We start from the raw sequence: 16,789 nt of genomic DNA on the forward strand, positions 1-16,789 counted from the left end.
ATCAGGTTAAGTCATGCTTACCTCAGTGATGAATTTTTGATCGCGATCTCATTCCCTTAATGTTAACGTTAACTTTCGTGATTAACATCTTAAATCTTAATCAAGCAGCATGAGAAAGCATGAATGTTAACGTTACCATTGGGTCATTACTCCAACACGAGAATGCCATGATGAAAACGCATCACTCTCACAGCTACCTCTTACTAAGCGCTTTACTGTTTTTCTTTTTTGTCACCTGGTCATCTTCCGGTTCGTTGCTCTCTATCTGGCTCCATCAGGAAGTGGGCTTAAAAGCGGGGGATACGGGCGTTATCTATGCCGTGCTTTCCGTCTCCGCGCTGTTTGCTCAAATCTGCTATGGATTTATTCAGGACAAACTCGGCCTGCGCAAAAACCTGCTCTGGTTTCTGACGAGTCTGCTTATTCTTTCCGGCCCGGCCTTTTTGCTGTTTGGCTATCTGCTGCAAATTAACGTGTTGCTGGGCAGTATTTTCGGCGGGATTTTTATTGGCCTGACGTTTAACGGTGGGATTGGGGTGCTGGAATCCTATACCGAACGCGTCGCCCGTCAGAGCCAGTTTGAGTTTGGCAAGGCGAGAATGTGGGGATCGCTTGGCTGGGCGGCGGCAACCTTTTTTGCGGGGCTTCTGTTTAACATCAATCCGAAGCTGAATTTCGCTGTCGCGAGCTGCGCCGGGCTGGTGTTTTTTGTTTTGCTCGCGCGCCTCAGGGTCTCTTCCGCACCGCACGCCATGCAGGAAGCGGTGTCCGGTGGCAAGGTGACGCTGGAAGACGCATTGCGCCTGCTGACGCTGCCGCGTTTCTGGGCGCTGGTGTTTTTCGTTATCGGCACCTGCATTTACGGCGTTTACGATCAGCAGTTCCCGGTCTATTTCTCGTCACAGTTCCCGACGTTGCAGGAAGGGAACGCCATGTACGGCTATCTCAACTCCTTCCAGGTTTTCCTTGAGGCGGCGGGTATGTTTTGCGCCCCGTGGCTGGTGAACCGCCTCGGCGCGAAAAACGGCCTGATATTCGCGGGAATGGTGATGGCAATGCGTATGGTGGCATCCGGGCTGGTTGAGGGGCCAGTGCTCATCTCCATTACCAAGCTGCTGCACGCGGTTGAACTGCCCGTATTGCTGGTTTCGGTATTTAAATACAACAGCTTACATTTTGATAAGCGGCTCTCCTCCACCCTCTATCTGGTGGGCTTTGCCTGTACAAGCTCGGTGATTGCTTCGGTTCTGTCGCCGCTGGCAGGCTACAGCTATGAGAAATACGGCTTTGCCCAATCCTATCTCATCATGGGGCTGTTAGTTTTCAGCACCACGCTCATCTCCATCTTCCTGTTGCGCTCGGGTAAGTCTTCTTCTGACCCGCTCGTGCCGCAACCCTCGACTGTCTGACTAAAAAGAGTAAACAAATGATGTATTCCATTGCCAAAGCTGAACAGGCATTACAGGCCAAACGCGGCGATCTTAACCTGCGCTGGTATCCCCGTTACCACCTCGCCGCGCGTGCCGGCTGGATGAACGACCCGAATGGCCTGGTGTGGTTTGACGGCTGGTATCACGCCTTTTACCAGCATCATCCGTACTCGACCCAATGGGGACCGATGCACTGGGGCCATGCGCGCAGCAAGGATTTAGTTCGCTGGGAACACCTCCCGGTGGCGCTGGCACCGGAAGGGCCAGAAGACAAGGACGGCTGTTTTTCCGGCTCGGCGGTGGTGGATGGCGATACGCTGGCGCTGATTTATACCGGACACAAATTCCACGGCGATCCGGGTGACGATGCTAACCTTTACCAGGTGCAGTGCCTGGCAACCAGCCGTGATGGCGTCCATTTTACGCGACAAGGAACGATCGTTGATACGCCGCCTGGCCTGCATCACTTTCGCGATCCGAAAGTGTGGCGCGAAGGGGATCGCTGGTACATGGTTGTCGGCGCACGTGATGGCGAGACGGGCCAGGTGCGCGTTTACCGTTCTGACGACCTGCGCGAATGGCAGGATATGGGCGTGCTTGCGGTGGCTGAAAAAGAGATGGGTTACATGTGGGAATGCCCGGACTTTTTCACCCTCAACGGCAAACGCGTGCTGATGTTTTCACCTCAGGGGCTGGCTGCGGAGGGATTCAAAAATCGTAATCTTTTCCAGAGCGGTTACCTGCTGGGGGAGTGGCAGCCTGGCCAACCTTTCGTGCGTGAAGGTGAGTTTGTGGAGATGGACTGCGGGCATGATTTCTATGCGCCACAAAGCTTCCTGACGCCTGACGGCCGCCGCATCGTTATCGGCTGGTTGGACATGTGGGAATCCCCGCTTCCGGAACAGCAGGACGGGTGGGCTGGCATGCTCTCTTTACCGCGCGAGCTGACGCTAGGCGCGGATAACCGCCTGCAAATGTGGCCAGCCAGAGAAGTCGAAAGCCTGCGGGGAGCGTGGTTCCCCTGGCCGGTGAGTACGCTCAACAATCAGCAGATCGCTCAGGTGGAAAGCTGTGATGCGATGGAGGTCATTCTGCAGTGGGATTGCGCTAACATCAGCGCGGAGCAGTACGGCATTCGTCTTGGCGACGGATTCCGTCTCTACGTCGATGCGCAGATGCAGCGCCTGGTGCTGGAGCGGCATTATCCGCAGTATGGCCTGTGCGGTACCCGAAGCGTCGCGCTTAACCTGAACGACACGCTAAGCTTGCGCCTGTTCTTTGACAGCTCGTCAGTGGAAGTGTTTGTCAATGAAGGGGAGGCCTGCCTGAGCAGCCGCATTTACCCTGATGAAGGGGCGCGCGAGCTGGCGCTGTTTGCCTGGACGGGAACCGCATCGCTTATTCATGCCGGGGCGTGGCAGTTAGAGTAATACGTTAAGGCCTGCAAATGAAAAAGGCGACAGGTGTCGCCTTTGTTTTCTATTTAATCTTTGTTGCGTAGCCTACAAACTTTCCTTCTTTACTCACCGCTAGTTTGCCTTTAGCAGGATAGTAAATGAAGGTGTATAGCCCTTGTGAATAAACTTTTGCCTGAGGCTCATTTTCATCCAGCGCGCCCAATACGCCATCGACATCCAGTATCTCGCCTTTAATCGTGATCTTCATCCCTTCCCATTTAAAGGCGTGAACCGCTTTGGCTGCCTGAGCATGTTGTTTCGCGTCTTTTTTAGCCCAAATACCTGTACCCGCTGCGGCATCACGCGCGTTCGCCCATGCTGCATTTTGTGCGGCTTCATTATAAACATTCTGGCGATTTTGCTCAGCCAGGTAGCAGGTGTCTTTGCTGATCCCCTGGCGCTCACATTCGGCCATGCGCTGAGCAGGTGAAGTACACGCAGAAAGCAGGATGGCAGCACCAGCTATTAATACCGACAAGAGTGACTTTATCATTACGATGATACCTTAGATGAAATAATTTCTATAAAAGGAGGTTTAATAGCCGCAAATATAATAAGCCTGATACATCATACCTAACCATGCGCCAACGATAATAAGCATCAGGTATAATATTACAGAGATAACAATGTATTTTGTCATGCTGGTTATTTATTAAAAGCCGATCCCTACGCCGACTGAAGCTCCCATGTTATTCGCTGTGTCATCAGAGAAGCTCACTTTACCAACCATATGTTCGTTAAAGTTAACCGACGCCCCAACCGCTAAAGCGCTTTCACCGTTGTAAGTCGCACCGCCAGCCGAGAACATCACGCGCTGATTCGTTTGCACCTGAGGTAAACCGGCCATCGCCATCGCGCCACTGATACCCGCGTTTGCTTCTTTCTTGTTATTATCGACTTCCTCACGCAGCGATCTAAATTGCTGGTTAGTGTTGTTATTCAGAGCCTGTAATGTCTGTTTGGTCGCCTGCAGCTCCTGAGCCTCGGCAGTAATAGCCTGGCTATTAGTGGCGACTTTTGCCTGGGTTGCCGTGTCTACCTGCGTGCGTGTCACGGTGGTCATCACGCCATTTTTGCCATCTTTGCCGTCTTTACCATTCGCTCCGTCACGTCCGTTAACTCCAGCAACGCCCTGTGCGCCTGTAGAGCCGGTATCGCCTTTATCACCTTTAGCGCCATCTTTTCCATCTACGCCGTTAGTTGGTTTTGGTGCATTCTCAAGAGCTAACAGGCGGCCATCTTGTATACCGTTAGTAGCTTCAACAGTTGTAAGGCGGCTATCCTGGACAGCGTTAACAGTTTCGATATTAGTAATTGCAGTTCCGTTAGTAAGGACGCCTTTTAACGCCACATCACCTTTTGTATTAGCGGTGTCGGCAAGAGCGCCTGCTAATTTAGCTTCCTGATCGACATTAGAAACAGAGGTCTGAAGAGAGGAAATATCGTTGGCATTAGTGCTGATATTATCTTTACTTAGGTCAATCTCGTTCTGCATACGTTCACGATCGCCTTGCAGGTTATAGATCTGCCCGTCTTGCGTTACGTTTTCAGCTTTCATGTTATCCAGATTATAAGCTTTATTATCAGTACCCTGAATCTGAATGAAAGTACCTGGATTTTTTACGTTATCGTTAAGGTTTACGTTTACGTTTACATCAGCAGCTTGAGTTACATTCATAGAGCCAGTGGAAATAACACCAAATACAAAAGCAGCAACGGCATTTTTAACAACTTTCATTTGAAAAGCACTCATCATTTAAAAAGTAAAATGGGCAAGGCTGGCTATCCTGGCGCGTTGATGTAACGTCTGGTTACGCCTGATTAAAATAACGGGCGTTACGGAGAATTTTGAATAAATCACTTAATTCGTAACGTGCAGTAACTATCAATTAATGTGAGATTTAGGATATTGATCTAAATCATAATTGGCATGAATAGCCAAAGTGTTTTTTTTAAAAGGTGGCGCAAAATATCTCAATGTTTACATTAACTTATAAAGTGCGTGGCCAGATGCGCGTTTCGTGATAACCCCTTGATTGAGTGGTTAAATGTTTAGCGAGGTTAAACGGTTTAGAACTCACTTTATATTTCATTCGAAATAAGATTTGATGATTAATGAAACATAAAAAAGACTGACTAATAGCGGAAAAAATTATGTTGGTAGAGCTATTTCTTAAACGCTGAAAAAAGTGAGTGTTTTTTGGACGTAATGTAATTGTTATAGAGAATGGTGTTAATTTAAAGAAGTGGCATAATAGTCCTGTAATTGTCGCTACTAACCTTTTCTTTCGCACCAACCCTGCATGAAGAAGCGATCCCCAAAAGGGCGCTTGCGCCAGCAAGCAACTTCCCCTAATCTGGCAAAAAGTAAGTTAATTCTTACCAAATGACTCGGGGTGCCCTTCTACGTTGAAGGCTGAGAAATACCCGTATTACCTGATCTGGATAATGCCAGCGTAGGGAAGTCAGATGCCTTCCCGGTCATCGCTTCTTCACGCAAGGCAGGAGCGAACCCATGCAGCCTGACCTGCTCGATTTACACGTTGTACACCACTTCCGAACCCGTTCTCCGCTGACCCACTGTATGACCAACGATGTCGTACAGACCTTTACGGCTAACGTTTTGCTGGCGCTTGGCGCATCGCCGGCGATGGTGATTGAGGCCGAAGAGGCTGAACAGTTCGCCGCCATTGCCGATGCGCTGCTGATTAACGTCGGCACGCTGACCTCGCCGCGCGCGCAGTCGATGCGTCGGGCGATTGAAAGCGCGGTGGCGGCAGGCAAACCCTGGACGCTGGATCCGGTTGCGGTGGGCGCCCTGACGTTCCGCACCCGTTTTTGCCATCAAATTCTGGCCCTGAAACCGGCCGCCATTCGCGGCAACGCCTCCGAAATCCTGGCCCTTGCCGGAATGAGCGCGGGCGGGCGCGGCGTTGATACCACCGACACCGCCGCCAGCGCGTTGCCTGCCGCTCAGGCGCTGGCCCGCCAGACCAATGCCATCATAGTCGTCACTGGCGAGGTGGACTATATCACCGACGGAGAGCGGACCCGCACGGTCACGGGCGGTGACCCGCTGATGACGCGCGTAGTGGGAACCGGATGCGCGCTCTCTGCCGTTGTGGCGGCGAGCTGCTCGCTGCCGGGCGACCGGCTGGATAACGTTGCCGCCGCCTGTGGATGGATGAAGCGAGCCGGAACGGTGGCCGTTGCGCAGTCACAAGGGCCAGGCAGCTTTGCCAGCGCGTTCCTGGATGCGCTCTATACGCTGGAGGAGCAGGCATGAAACGGATTAACGCTCTCACCATAGCCGGTACCGACCCCAGCGGCGGGGCGGGCATCCAGGCCGATCTGAAAACCTTCTCGGCCCTTGGCGCGTACGGCTGCTCGGTGATTACCGCGCTGGTGGCGCAAAACACGCGCGGCGTGCAGTCGGTCTACCGCATCGAGCCGGATTTTGTTGCCGCGCAGCTGGATTCGGTGTTCAGCGACGTGCGTATTGATACCACCAAGATCGGCATGCTGGCTGAAACGGACATTGTGGAAGCGGTGGCCGAGCGGCTTAAACGCTATCAGGTGCAAAACGTGGTGCTGGATACCGTCATGCTGGCAAAAAGCGGCGATCCGCTGCTCTCCGCCTCTGCGGTTGAGACGCTGCGCAATAAGCTGCTGCCGCAGGTTGCACTCATCACGCCCAATCTGCCGGAAGCCGCCGCGCTGTTAGGCACGTCGCACGCGCAAACTGAACGGGAAATGAAAGAGCAGGGGAACGCGCTGCTGGCGATGGGGTGCGGGGCGGTGCTGTTGAAAGGCGGCCACCTGGATGACGCTGAAAGCCCGGACTGGCTCTTTACCCGCGACGGCGAGCAGCGTTTTACGGCTCCGCGCGTGCAGACCAAAAACACACACGGCACGGGTTGCACCCTCTCCGCCGCGCTGGCGGCGCTGCGCCCGCGGCATGACGGCTGGGCTGAGACGGTGCGAGAAGCGAAAATCTGGCTCTCGGCGGCGCTGGCAAAAGCCGATACTCTGGAAGTCGGTCACGGTATTGGGCCGGTTCATCATTTTCATGCGTGGTGGTAACCCAGTATACTGGCAGGAAACACCACGCCTGAGAAAACAGAGATGGAACAAGCGCATACCCGGTTAATCGCTCAACTGACTGAACGGATCGCCGCGCCTGACAACACGCCGCTGTACCTGAAATTTGCCGAAACGGTAAAAAATGCGGTGCGCAGCGGCGTGCTGGAGCACGGGAACATTTTGCCCGGCGAGCGCGATCTGAGCCAGTTAACGGGGGTGTCGCGGATCACCGTGCGCAAAGCGATGCAGGCGCTGGAAGCCGAGGGGGTTGTCACGCGAGCCCGGGGTTACGGCACGCAAATTAACAACATCTTCGAATACTCGCTCAAGGAAGCGCGCGGGTTCTCTCAGCAGGTGGTGCTGCGCGGTAAAACGCCTAATACGCTTTGGGTCAACAAGCGCGTGGTGAAATGCCCGGAAGAGGTGGCGGGCCACCTGTCGCTGGAGCCGAACAGCGACGTCTTTTTGCTGAAGCGTATTCGCTATGTGGATGATGATGCGGTGTCGATTGAAGAGTCCTGGGTGCCGGTCGGGCTCATTCCCGAACCGGATGCGATAGGGATTTCGCTGTACGACTACTTCCGCAGTCAGAATATCTTCCCGCAGCGCACCCGTTCACGGGTCAGCGCCCGCATGCCGGACAGCGAGTTTCAGGCGCACATTAAGATGGACGAAAAAATACCGGTGCTGGTGATCAAGCAGGTTGCGCTTGACCAGCAGCACCGGCCGATTGAGTACAGCATCAGCTACTGTCGCAGCGATCTATACGTTTTTGTGTGCGAGGAATAATTCTTCGCGAGTCGGGGCGCAGTCCCCGCCGCGGTGGCTGACCACCCAGGACGCCACGGCATTTCCCAGCAGAACGGCATCCGCCAGTGACCATCCCGCCGCCAGCCCGGCAAGCGTGCCGCCCGCGTGGCTGTCGCCAGCGCCAATGGTGTCCACGACCGTGGCGGGAAACGCCGGAACAACGCCCGAGGCACCACCGTCATACCACGTAGCACCGTCTTTATCATGGCGCACAATCAGCGCGGCGCCGAAGCGCTGCTGCCACTCCACACCCAGGTTTTCAGCCTCAACGCCCAGCCTTTCAGCAGCGAGCTCCGCTTCCTGACGATTAAGCGACACGATCGGCCTGCAGGCCATAATCCGCGCCATCAGCGCGTCGGGGATATCCGCGATGCGCGGGCCGAAATCGATAAGCGCCGTCACGTCCCGCAGCCCTTCAAGCCAGCCTGTCAGCAGCTCGCCGCACGGCGAGGCCAGCTGGTAGCCGGAAAGATAAACCAGGCTGTTTCGCGGAACGTTTAGCTCGTCAAGCCAGCGCTGCTGCCACTGGTTCTCCACGCCGCTAAAGGACATAAAGGTGCGCTCGCCGTCAGGCTCCACCAGCGCCAGACACCAGCCGTTGTCGCCGGTTTCAGCCTCCACGGCGCTGTGCAGATCCTGCTTCGCCATCGCGTTACGAATAATATCCGCCCACACGCCGTGGCCGACGGGGAGGGCGTTTTGCGCCGCAATGCCGAGCCGCTTCAGGGCGATGGCGATATTCAGCGCGCAGCCGCCGATATTCACCCCCTGCTGTTTAAGCTCGATATCACACCCGCGCCAGGGCAGGGCGTAGGCGTCGGCGATGACGTCAATTACCGCCGCGCCCAGCACCGTCACCGGGCGCGTGGCGTGCAGGGTGTCGAGATGTTGGGCAAACGAATTCATACGCCCTCCCTTTGCTCCCTGAAGTGCAGCAGTTTTTCGCAGTAGTGACCGAAATCGAGCTGGTTAACGGCATCGAGCTCGGCCTTCAGCGCCGGGTCAATCGCCTGCACGCCGTGGAGCGCGCCGCAGATGGCCGTCGCCATCGCGCCAATGGTGTCGGTATCGCCGCCCAGATTGGCGCATAAAATCGCGCAGCGGTTCGGGTCGGTTCCCGCCAGCTCCACCATCGCGATGGCCGCAGGAACGGACTCAATGGTGCTGGTACCTGCGCCAGTGAGCTGATAAATCTGCTCGCTGGCGGAGTCGATGCCGTTGGCTTCCCGCACGGTCTTAAGCGCCAGCTCAATGCGCGCCGCCAGCGACGCGCTGAAGGTGGTAGTTTTCGCCTCCTGCGCATAGCGGGCGATCCCCGGCAGGGCATCGACGATGTTCTGCCAGCGTTCCCCGTCGATGGCGCGGGAAACTGCCCAGGCAATCACCACCGCGCCGGCTATGGCGAGATCCGATTTATGCGTCGGGCTGGAGGCCAGCGCTACCTGTCCCACAAAGTGCTCCAGCCGCGTCGCCGGGAGCAGGCAGCCCAGCGGGGAGGCGCGCATCGCCGCCCCGTTAGTCACGCCGTTGTTGTCCAGCTCGCTGACCGGCTTCCCGTCACGGATCGCGTTAAGCGCGATTTTTGAGGTTGGGCCGAGCACGTTTTTGTTAAACGCGTCGAAGTCGAGCGCCCAGTTCAGGATATGCTTGCCGATAACGTCCGCGTTAATCTCCCCGTCGCACTCAACGATCGCATCGGCCAGGCACAGCGCCATCGAGGTATCATCGGTGAACTCTGCCTGTTTGAAATAGCAGGCCGCGTTATTCTCTGCCGGACCGGGTAAAAAACGGTCGATCCAGCCGAAGTGCGCCTTGACGCGCTTTCTCGGCCACAGCTCCGACGGCATGCCCATCGCATCCCCTAACGCCTGGCCGTAAAGGGCCCCGAGAATACGGTCTTGTTTCATTTAACTTCCCCTTGTGTCAGCGCGGTATCGCCATCAACCACCTCAATTGCGGTGATCTCTTTATCCGATTCGCGGAAAAACAGCATAAACAGCACGGCAATCACGGCAATCATGATTGCACCAAATGTCCACATTCCGGCCCAGTTGAAGGTCAGCCCATTCACCGGCTCTTTGTAGGCGAACATTTTTTCCATCATCACGCCGCCCAGGCGGTAACCCAGCAGGCTACCAAACCCCTGACAGCACAGCGTAATCAGGCCTTGCGCGGCGGTGCGCATGTGCACCGGCGCTTTTTTATCCACGTAGATGTACGCGGTCACGTAGTAGAAGTCGTAGCTCACGCCGTGCAGCAGAATGCCGAGGAACAGCAGGGCGTAGGTGAAGTACTGCTCCGCACCGCCATAGACGAAGAACCCGTAGCGGATGGCGGCGGTGATCAGGCCCAGCAGCAAGACCTTCTTAATACCAAAGCGTTTGGTAAAGAACGGCAGGGCGAGCATAAAGAAGATTTCAGAGAACTGGCCGAGGGTCATCCAGCCGGTGGCGTTTTTCATCCCCACTTCGGTGAGATAGCCGTTGGCGAAGATGTAGTAGAAGGCCAGAGGCATGGCGAACAGGAACGAGCAGAAGAAGAATACCAGGAAGTTTTTGTCGCGCAGCAGGACCAGCGCATCCAGCCCCAGCATGACTTTGAAATCCAGCTTGCCGGTACTTTTCGGCGGCGTGTTCGGCAGGAACAGGGCAAAGACGCCGAGCAGGGCGGAGCTGGCTGCGGTCATCAGCAGCGGAATATTGGTATCGGAAATATCGCTGTAGCCGAGCATTTGCGGCAGGAACCCGCACGCCAGCCCCGAGGCGATCCAGCCGATGGTGCCCATCACGCGGATGCGCGGGAAATCGGCCTCAACGTCGTCCACGTTCGCGAAGGCAATGCTGTTAGTCAGCGCGATGGTCGGCATATAGGTCAGGGAATAGACCAGCAGCAGCGGGAAGAAGGTGCTGAACTGGGTTTGCTGCGCGGCGAAGTACATCAGGATCGCGCCGGCAAACATCAGCACCGACAGCACTTTCTGCGCGGCGAAGAAGCGATCCGTCAGCGAGCCGACCAGAATCGGGGAGAGGATAGCGGCAATCGCGGTACAGGCGTAAGACCAGCCAATTTCCCCGGCGGTAAACCCGCTTTTGCTCAGCCACAGCCACAATGGCACAAACCACGCGCCCCAGATAAACCATTCAACAAACATCATGAATGACAGTTGGACTTTCGTTTTCATTTTTTAATCCTGCATGTCAGATAAGGTACGCCTTTAACATACCACTCAATAATACCTTTTAAATACCTTTGTGGCGATTGTTTGATCAATGTAACAGTTTTGTTGTACACGAATCGAGCCAGCAGATTGTGCTGAAAAAAAATGCAAATGGTGGAAAATCTGTTAAGTCGGTACCAGGCTTAGTCTGCCCATAAAAAATGGGACTGGATAAACACACACCGACACGACGTCGGACTTACGGGAGTATCACATGACTGATATTGCGCAGTTGCTTGGCAAAGACGCCGACAGCCTTTTACAGCATCGTTGTATGACCATTCCAGCCGACCAGCTTTACCTGCCTGGTCACGATTACGTTGACCGCGTGATGGTGGATAACAACCGTCCGCCAGCGGTTCTGCGAAACATGCAGACCCTCTACAACACCGGGCGACTCGGCGGCACCGGGTATCTCTCTATTCTGCCGGTGGACCAGGGCGTTGAGCATTCTGCGGGCGCCTCTTTCGCGGCGAACCCGCTCTACTTCGATCCGAAGAACATCGTAGAGCTGGCGATTGAAGCGGGCTGTAACTGCGTGGCGTCCACCTACGGCGTGCTGGCCTCGGTATCGCGTCGCTACGCCCACCGCATTCCGTTCCTCGTGAAGCTGAACCACAACGAAACCCTCAGCTACCCCACCGAGTATGATCAGACCCTCTACGCCAGCGTCGAGCAGGCGTTCAATATGGGGGCGGTGGCTGTCGGGGCGACGATTTACTTCGGCTCTGAACAGTCTCGTCGTCAGATTGAAGAGATCTCCGCGGCGTTCGAGCGCGCGCACGAGCTGGGCATGGTGACCGTGCTGTGGGCCTACCTGCGTAATTCGGCGTTCAAAAAAGACGGGGTGGATTACCACGTTTCCGCCGATCTGACCGGGCAGGCGAACCATCTGGCGGCCACCATCGGCGCGGATATTGTGAAGCAGAAAATGGCCGAGAATAACGGCGGCTATAAGGCGGTGAACTTTGGCTACACCGACGACCGCGTCTACAGCAAGCTGACCAGCGACAACCCGATCGACCTGGTACGCTACCAGCTGGCAAACTGCTATATGGGCCGCGCGGGGCTGATCAACTCCGGCGGGGCGGCGGGCGGTGATACCGACCTCTCAGACGCGGTACGTACGGCGGTTATCAACAAACGCGCGGGCGGCATGGGGCTGATCCTTGGCCGTAAGGCGTTCAAGAAATCCATGGCCGACGGCGTGAAGCTGATTAATGCGGTTCAGGACGTGTATCTGGACAGCAAAGTGACGATAGCCTGATGCCTTTAACTCCCTCTCCCCGTGGGAGAGGGCTGGGGTGAGGGCATGATCGCGGACTATGTGAAATATCAGCGCAAAAGCACACAGTCCGGCGGCAGCCTGCACTGCAGCGCGCCGGGCAACACTTCAATGCGGAACTGCGTCCCGCTCAGCGGTTCTCCGTCGAGGTTAAACGTCATCCCGTGCGGAGCATTCACCTCGAACCACGCCGATTTACCGTCAATGATATTCGGGCTCTCTTCCGGCTGCGTCAGCGTGGTAAACAGCGCGGGCAGCAGACCGTCGCCGGTGAAAATGCGCAGCTGCAGCTGACCATCATTAATCAGCGCCTCCGGGCAGAGCTGCTGCCCGCCGCCTGCCTGACGTCCGTTGCCAATCCCAATCACCAGCGCGTCACCCTGCCACTGAAAATCCTCGCCGCGAATTTCGCATCGGTCCGGCTTGAGGGTGTCCATGCGCATCAAACCGTGGATCAGGTATGACACGCCGCCCAGCGCCGCCTTCAGTTTTTCCGGCGTTTCGCTGGTAATGCGCGTGCCGAATCCGCCCGTTGCCATATTGATAAAGCAGGTTTTGTCATTCACCTGGGCAATATCCACGGCGGTGGCTTTGCCGAGGATCGCCAGCTGGAGCGCCTTCTCTAAATCTTCCGGGATCCCGGCGCTGGTGGCAAAATCATTGGCGGTGCCAAGGGGTAAAATGCCCATTACCGGGCGGTCTGCTGTGGGCAGGCCAATAAGCGCAGAGGCGATCTCATTGATGGTGCCATCCCCGCCGCCGGAAATAATGGTGCTGACGCCTAATGCTAAGCCTTCGTCGATGTAGCGTGCCGCGTCGCCTTTTTCCCACGTCACGCGTACGTGGATGCGCGCGCCGTCGTCACGCAAACCCATAATCGCCTGACGCAGCGGATCGTTACCTGCACTTTTGCCGTTGAGAATCAATAAACTGTCTGGATAGGTTGCCATCCGCGCTGCTCCCTTTTTTAGCGTTAGTAAGAGTGTATAGCAGAGAGGAAAAAAGCGGGTAAGAACAGGATGAAAGGTAAAAAATAAGCCCGCGCAAAGGGCATTTACCTCTTATCCATCTTCAACTGCTTACGCCAAACCCGATTATGTAGCGTTAGCGCAATTGAACGGTAAAAGACCGATGTATTCATCCACACGATATTCAGGCAGAAGAAAACCAACCCTAACAAAGAGGTTATTTGCGGTGTGTAATTTTCTACCGAGCTGAATAAAAGCGAAATCCACGTCCAGATAAAATAAACGATGCTCATCAAGCCAGTCAGTGTAATAGCGGAAATATGCAGCTTATATCCAGTTAAGGATCCCCTGGCAGTCAGAAACATAGTGCTCATCACAACCATGCAATACACCACTGCTGCAAGGAATACTCCCATCATTACCTTAAATTCAGGTAGGCCGAGCAGGTGAAATAGCAACATCCAGACAGAAACTTGCAGCATAGCGTAGCAAAAAATCGTAAGTAATGTACTTATTGCCAAAGGAATGCCAGTCATATGTACCCCCACGGGCACACCGAACTGAGCTTTTAAACGATTCTTTAATGATTCAAGGCGTTGGCGATCGTCAGTCGCCATTTCACCTGTTATCACGGTGCTTAATGCAAGGCTCTTCTTGATGTAATTTAACATGTCCGCGTCAATAACTTCCTGTAAATGAAAAAGACTGAATCAAACCAAAAATGTATTTACCAGATTGGGTAATATTCTGAGGATTCCGGATTGTACCCGAGACAGCACTTCCAGCAAATGCTGAGGAGTTTGAAATAGCATTCAATAGCTCACGCTGTAAGAGCAACTGCAGCGCTTCCGATGGATAACGTTTAGGGTAAACCCCGGCCTTCATCGCTGCTTTAATACCTGAATTCGAGATCCCGGGATTTTGGATACGGATGATTTCCTCAGTTAAACGCGTACGGTCCGCTCGGCTCATTTTTTGTAATAGAGAGAGTAAACTTTCAGACGTCGAGCGATTAAGTAGGCGGTAGGTTAATACAGCACTTTTTAGACCCGCAGCTGCCCCGGCAAGTGAAATTGCATCAAGAGCAGTATTGGTTGCGGTATACCACTCCTGAGAATCCATCCAGGCAACATAGTCGTTATGATTCATGACAATAAGTGATAAGCGGCCAAGTCCGTTTGCACATTGAATTCCTGTTGCTACGCCACCGGCGACAATCACAGCGGCAACAGCACCGGAAGAACCAGCGGTGAGAGGAATGGCCATACCTGCACCTGCTGCAAGTACGACGGTGAGAATTGCTGCTCCGCAAGAAATCGCTGTAGAGCCGATTTCAGTCGCTAATGAAGGAGACTGAATCGTACTGGTCGTTGCCTGGACAGGATTACTTGAGGAGGCATTTACTTAAGTTATGACGACATGGCTTACCGAACTTTCGTTTGGCGTCGCAATCCGTCTTGATGGTCTCACTAACCACTGACGTGCACCGTCTGAGTAGATGATCCCAACCTGACTAAAGTTACGGCTACAGTCCAGCTGGTTGGCAAGGGCGCTGAAATTAATATCTCCGCCGGACGCAAGACCCAGACTGCGTGCGAGTTCGTAATCAGGAATATCCTTTGAAATCTGACCAGGAAATGTCATGTGATTCTCCATCCATGTGAAATCGTTTGTCGCTAAGTTATCAAGAGTAAAGGGCATGTTTTGGCTGGCAATTAGGAATACTCCGATTGACGTTCATCCCCGCCAGTGTCGTTAAAGGTTGTGATGTCTGTCGTATGTACGCACGATTTTCATAACGGTACTCCAGCAGATGCTATCGCGAACCTACACCCTTCATATGGTTGGTTTTTGCAATTTCATTTTCAAAAAGGGGACTGAAAAGGGCATAAAAAAATAAGCCCGCGTAAGGGAGATTACGCGGGCTAAGGAGGTGGTTCCTGGTACAGCTAGCATTTATGGGTTATGTTTTTCAGCGCTGGGGATAATACCCGTATTGAACGAAGCGGTATGTGATCCGATTCTAAGAATTATCCCAGCGCGAAAAAATTTCCCTGATTAACTATTTGCTGTGTGGGTTTCGGGTGCTTTCACCGTTGAAGTTACGCATCAGCAGCGCGAACTTCAGCTCCACCTCTTCCGGAACCGGCAGCCAGACGGTATGCCCGTCGCCCGGCGCAACGTCAATCGCTTCGCCTTTGCCGTTTTCCAGATGTTCCAGCGTGAAGTTCATGTTGCCCTGCGGGGTCATCAGCTCCAGGCTGTCGCCTTTGGTGAACTTATTTTTCACCGCCACGGCAGCCAGCGCGCCTTTGCGCTCGCCGGTGAAGTCGCCGACAAACTGCTGGCGCTCGGATACGGAGTAGCCGTGCTCGTAGTTCTGGTAGTCGTCGTGGGTATGACGGCGCAGGAAGCCTTCGGTATAGCCGCGATGCGCCAGCCCTTCCAGGGTTTCCAGCAGGCTGGTGTCGAACGGTTTACCGGCTGCCGCATCGTCGATGGCCTTGCGGTACACCTGCGCGGTACGCGCGCAGTAGTAATAGGATTTGGTGCGGCCTTCGATCTTCAGGGAGTGCACGCCCATCTGGGTCAGACGCTCAACGTGGGCGATGGCGCGCAGGTCTTTCGAGTTCATGATGTAGGTGCCGTGCTCGTCTTCGAAGGCGGTCATGTACTCGCCCGGACGTTTGGCTTCCTCAATCATAAACACGCTGTCGGTTGGCGCGCCGATGCCCAGCGTAGGCTCAACGTTGGTCACCGGAATAGGCTCATGCTTGTGGACGATGTTGCCGATATCGTCCTCTTTGCCTTCCTGGACGTTATATTCCCAGCGGCAGGCGTTGGTGCAGGTACCCTGGTTCGGGTCGCGCTTGTTGATATAGCCGGAGAGCAGGCAGCGGCCGGAGTAGGCCATGCACAGCGCGCCGTGGACGAAGATTTCAATTTCCATGTCCGGCACCTGAGTGCGGATCTCTTCGATCTCTTCCAGCGAAAGCTCGCGAGACAGAATGACGCGGGTCAGCCCCATCTGCTTCCAGAACTTCACCGTCGCCCAGTTGACGGCGTTAGCCTGTACGGAGAGGTGAATATCCATCTCCGGGAAGTTCTCCCGAACCAGCATGATTAAACCCGGGTCCGACATGATCAGCGCGTCTGGCCCCATATCCACCACCGGCTTCAGGTCGCGGATGAACGTTTTCAGCTTGGCGTTGTGCGGCGCGATGTTCACGACCACGTAGAATTTTTTGCCCAGGGCATGCGCTTCGTTGATGCCGAGCTGCAGGTTCTCGTGGTTGAATTCGTTGTTACGCACGCGCAGCGAGTAGCGCGGCTGGCCCGCGTAAACGGCGTCGGCACCATAGGCGAAAGCGTAACGCATATTTTGCAGCGTTCCCGCCGGGGAAAGGAGTTCCGGTTTAAACATGTTTGTTCTCGTTCTGATGACAGGTCAGATCCGCGTGCACCTGGTGCAGCGGTAAGGGGAGATCCCCCACTTTAAGGGCGGGCATTGTAGCGCTGCGGAGAAGACAGGTAAAGCT

General features: G+C 54.8%; 14 protein-coding genes, 1 pseudogene and 1 riboswitch. Of the genes and pseudogenes, 6 read left to right on the plus strand and 9 right to left on the minus strand.

The window, feature by feature from the left end; genetic code table 11:
* The first annotated feature begins 167 nt into the window (after window positions 1-167).
* Together UTO39_RS17725 and UTO39_RS17730 are read left to right on the plus strand one after the other, a co-directional pair.
* The gene (locus UTO39_RS17725) at window positions 168-1,409 is read left to right on the plus strand and encodes an MFS transporter (RefSeq protein ID WP_320727704.1); all 1,242 of its coding nucleotides are present in this window, start codon (window positions 168-170) and stop codon (window positions 1,407-1,409) included.
* 17 nt (window positions 1,410-1,426) lie between these two features.
* A complete protein-coding gene (locus UTO39_RS17730) occupies window positions 1,427-2,860 on the plus strand; it encodes a glycoside hydrolase family 32 protein (RefSeq protein WP_320727705.1) in 1,434 nt (477 codons plus the stop codon).
* 49 nt (window positions 2,861-2,909) lie between these two features.
* Here the strand turns inward: UTO39_RS17730 and UTO39_RS17735 are convergent, their stop codons facing one another.
* Window positions 2,910-3,380, minus strand: coding sequence for a hypothetical protein (locus UTO39_RS17735; protein WP_320727706.1), 471 nt, complete (start codon window positions 3,378-3,380; stop codon window positions 2,910-2,912).
* Between the two features lie 159 nt (window positions 3,381-3,539).
* Window positions 3,540-4,625 carry a YadA-like family protein gene (locus UTO39_RS17740; protein ID WP_320727707.1) on the minus strand — a complete coding sequence of 362 codons (1,086 nt, stop codon included), beginning with the start codon at window positions 4,623-4,625 and terminating at the stop codon, window positions 3,540-3,542.
* A 644-nt stretch (window positions 4,626-5,269) separates the two neighbouring features.
* Window positions 5,270-5,367, plus strand: a riboswitch (TPP riboswitch).
* Between the two features lie 35 nt (window positions 5,368-5,402).
* Here UTO39_RS17740 and thiM point away from each other — a divergent pair.
* Genes thiM through UTO39_RS17755 form a run of 3 tightly spaced genes read left to right on the plus strand, consistent with a single transcriptional unit; the run spans window position 5,403 to window position 7,759 of the window.
* On the plus strand, window positions 5,403-6,173 hold the full coding sequence (thiM, locus tag UTO39_RS17745; RefSeq protein WP_320727708.1) for a hydroxyethylthiazole kinase: 771 nt from the start codon (window positions 5,403-5,405) through the stop codon (window positions 6,171-6,173).
* The gene (gene thiD / locus UTO39_RS17750) at window positions 6,170-6,970 is read left to right on the plus strand and encodes a bifunctional hydroxymethylpyrimidine kinase/phosphomethylpyrimidine kinase (protein WP_320727709.1); all 801 of its coding nucleotides are present in this window, start codon (window positions 6,170-6,172) and stop codon (window positions 6,968-6,970) included. Before thiM ends, thiD begins: the two co-directional genes overlap by 4 nt.
* A gap of 42 nt (window positions 6,971-7,012) precedes the next feature.
* Window positions 7,013-7,759 carry a GntR family transcriptional regulator gene (locus UTO39_RS17755; RefSeq protein WP_028013821.1) on the plus strand — a complete coding sequence of 249 codons (747 nt, stop codon included), beginning with the start codon at window positions 7,013-7,015 and terminating at the stop codon, window positions 7,757-7,759.
* Here UTO39_RS17755 and UTO39_RS17760 read toward each other — a convergent pair.
* Genes UTO39_RS17760 through UTO39_RS17770 form a run of 3 tightly spaced genes read right to left on the minus strand, consistent with a single transcriptional unit; the run spans window position 7,733 to window position 10,961 of the window.
* On the minus strand, window positions 7,733-8,686 hold the full coding sequence (locus UTO39_RS17760; RefSeq protein WP_320727710.1) for a PfkB family carbohydrate kinase: 954 nt from the start codon (window positions 8,684-8,686) through the stop codon (window positions 7,733-7,735). The genes UTO39_RS17755 and UTO39_RS17760 overlap by 27 nt on opposite strands.
* Window positions 8,683-9,687, minus strand: coding sequence for an ADP-ribosylglycohydrolase family protein (locus UTO39_RS17765; protein WP_253542764.1), 1,005 nt, complete (start codon window positions 9,685-9,687; stop codon window positions 8,683-8,685). The genes UTO39_RS17760 and UTO39_RS17765 overlap by 4 nt, the downstream gene beginning before the upstream one ends.
* Complete coding sequence (locus tag UTO39_RS17770) at window positions 9,684-10,961, minus strand: nucleoside permease (protein WP_320727711.1); 1,278 nt, start codon at window positions 10,959-10,961, stop codon at window positions 9,684-9,686. The genes UTO39_RS17765 and UTO39_RS17770 overlap by 4 nt, the downstream gene beginning before the upstream one ends.
* 250 nt (window positions 10,962-11,211) lie before the next feature.
* Between UTO39_RS17770 and fbaB the strand changes: the two genes are divergently transcribed.
* Entirely contained in the window at window positions 11,212-12,264 is a 1,053-nt protein-coding gene (gene fbaB / locus UTO39_RS17775; protein WP_008500869.1) for a class I fructose-bisphosphate aldolase, read from the plus strand.
* 68 nt (window positions 12,265-12,332) lie between these two features.
* Here the strand turns inward: fbaB and yegS are convergent, their stop codons facing one another.
* The 4 genes and pseudogenes from yegS to yegQ all read right to left on the minus strand — a co-directional run bounded on the left by yegS (window position 12,333) and on the right by yegQ (window position 16,674).
* A complete protein-coding gene (yegS, locus tag UTO39_RS17780; protein ID WP_320727712.1) occupies window positions 12,333-13,232 on the minus strand; it encodes a lipid kinase YegS in 900 nt (299 codons plus the stop codon).
* 104 nt (window positions 13,233-13,336) lie between these two features.
* The gene (locus UTO39_RS17785) at window positions 13,337-13,921 is read right to left on the minus strand and encodes a hypothetical protein (protein ID WP_320727713.1); all 585 of its coding nucleotides are present in this window, start codon (window positions 13,919-13,921) and stop codon (window positions 13,337-13,339) included.
* A gap of 7 nt (window positions 13,922-13,928) precedes the next feature.
* Window positions 13,929-14,894, minus strand: a pseudogene (locus tag UTO39_RS22355) (hypothetical protein).
* Between the two features lie 418 nt (window positions 14,895-15,312).
* The gene (gene yegQ / locus UTO39_RS17800; RefSeq protein ID WP_320727716.1) at window positions 15,313-16,674 is read right to left on the minus strand and encodes a tRNA 5-hydroxyuridine modification protein YegQ; all 1,362 of its coding nucleotides are present in this window, start codon (window positions 16,672-16,674) and stop codon (window positions 15,313-15,315) included.
* Window positions 16,675-16,789 lie beyond the last annotated feature (115 nt).

Origin of the sequence: Enterobacter sp. 118C5, assembly GCF_034107645.1 — a bacterium.
GTDB classification, from domain to species: Bacteria; Pseudomonadota; Gammaproteobacteria; order Enterobacterales; family Enterobacteriaceae; genus Enterobacter; species Enterobacter nematophilus.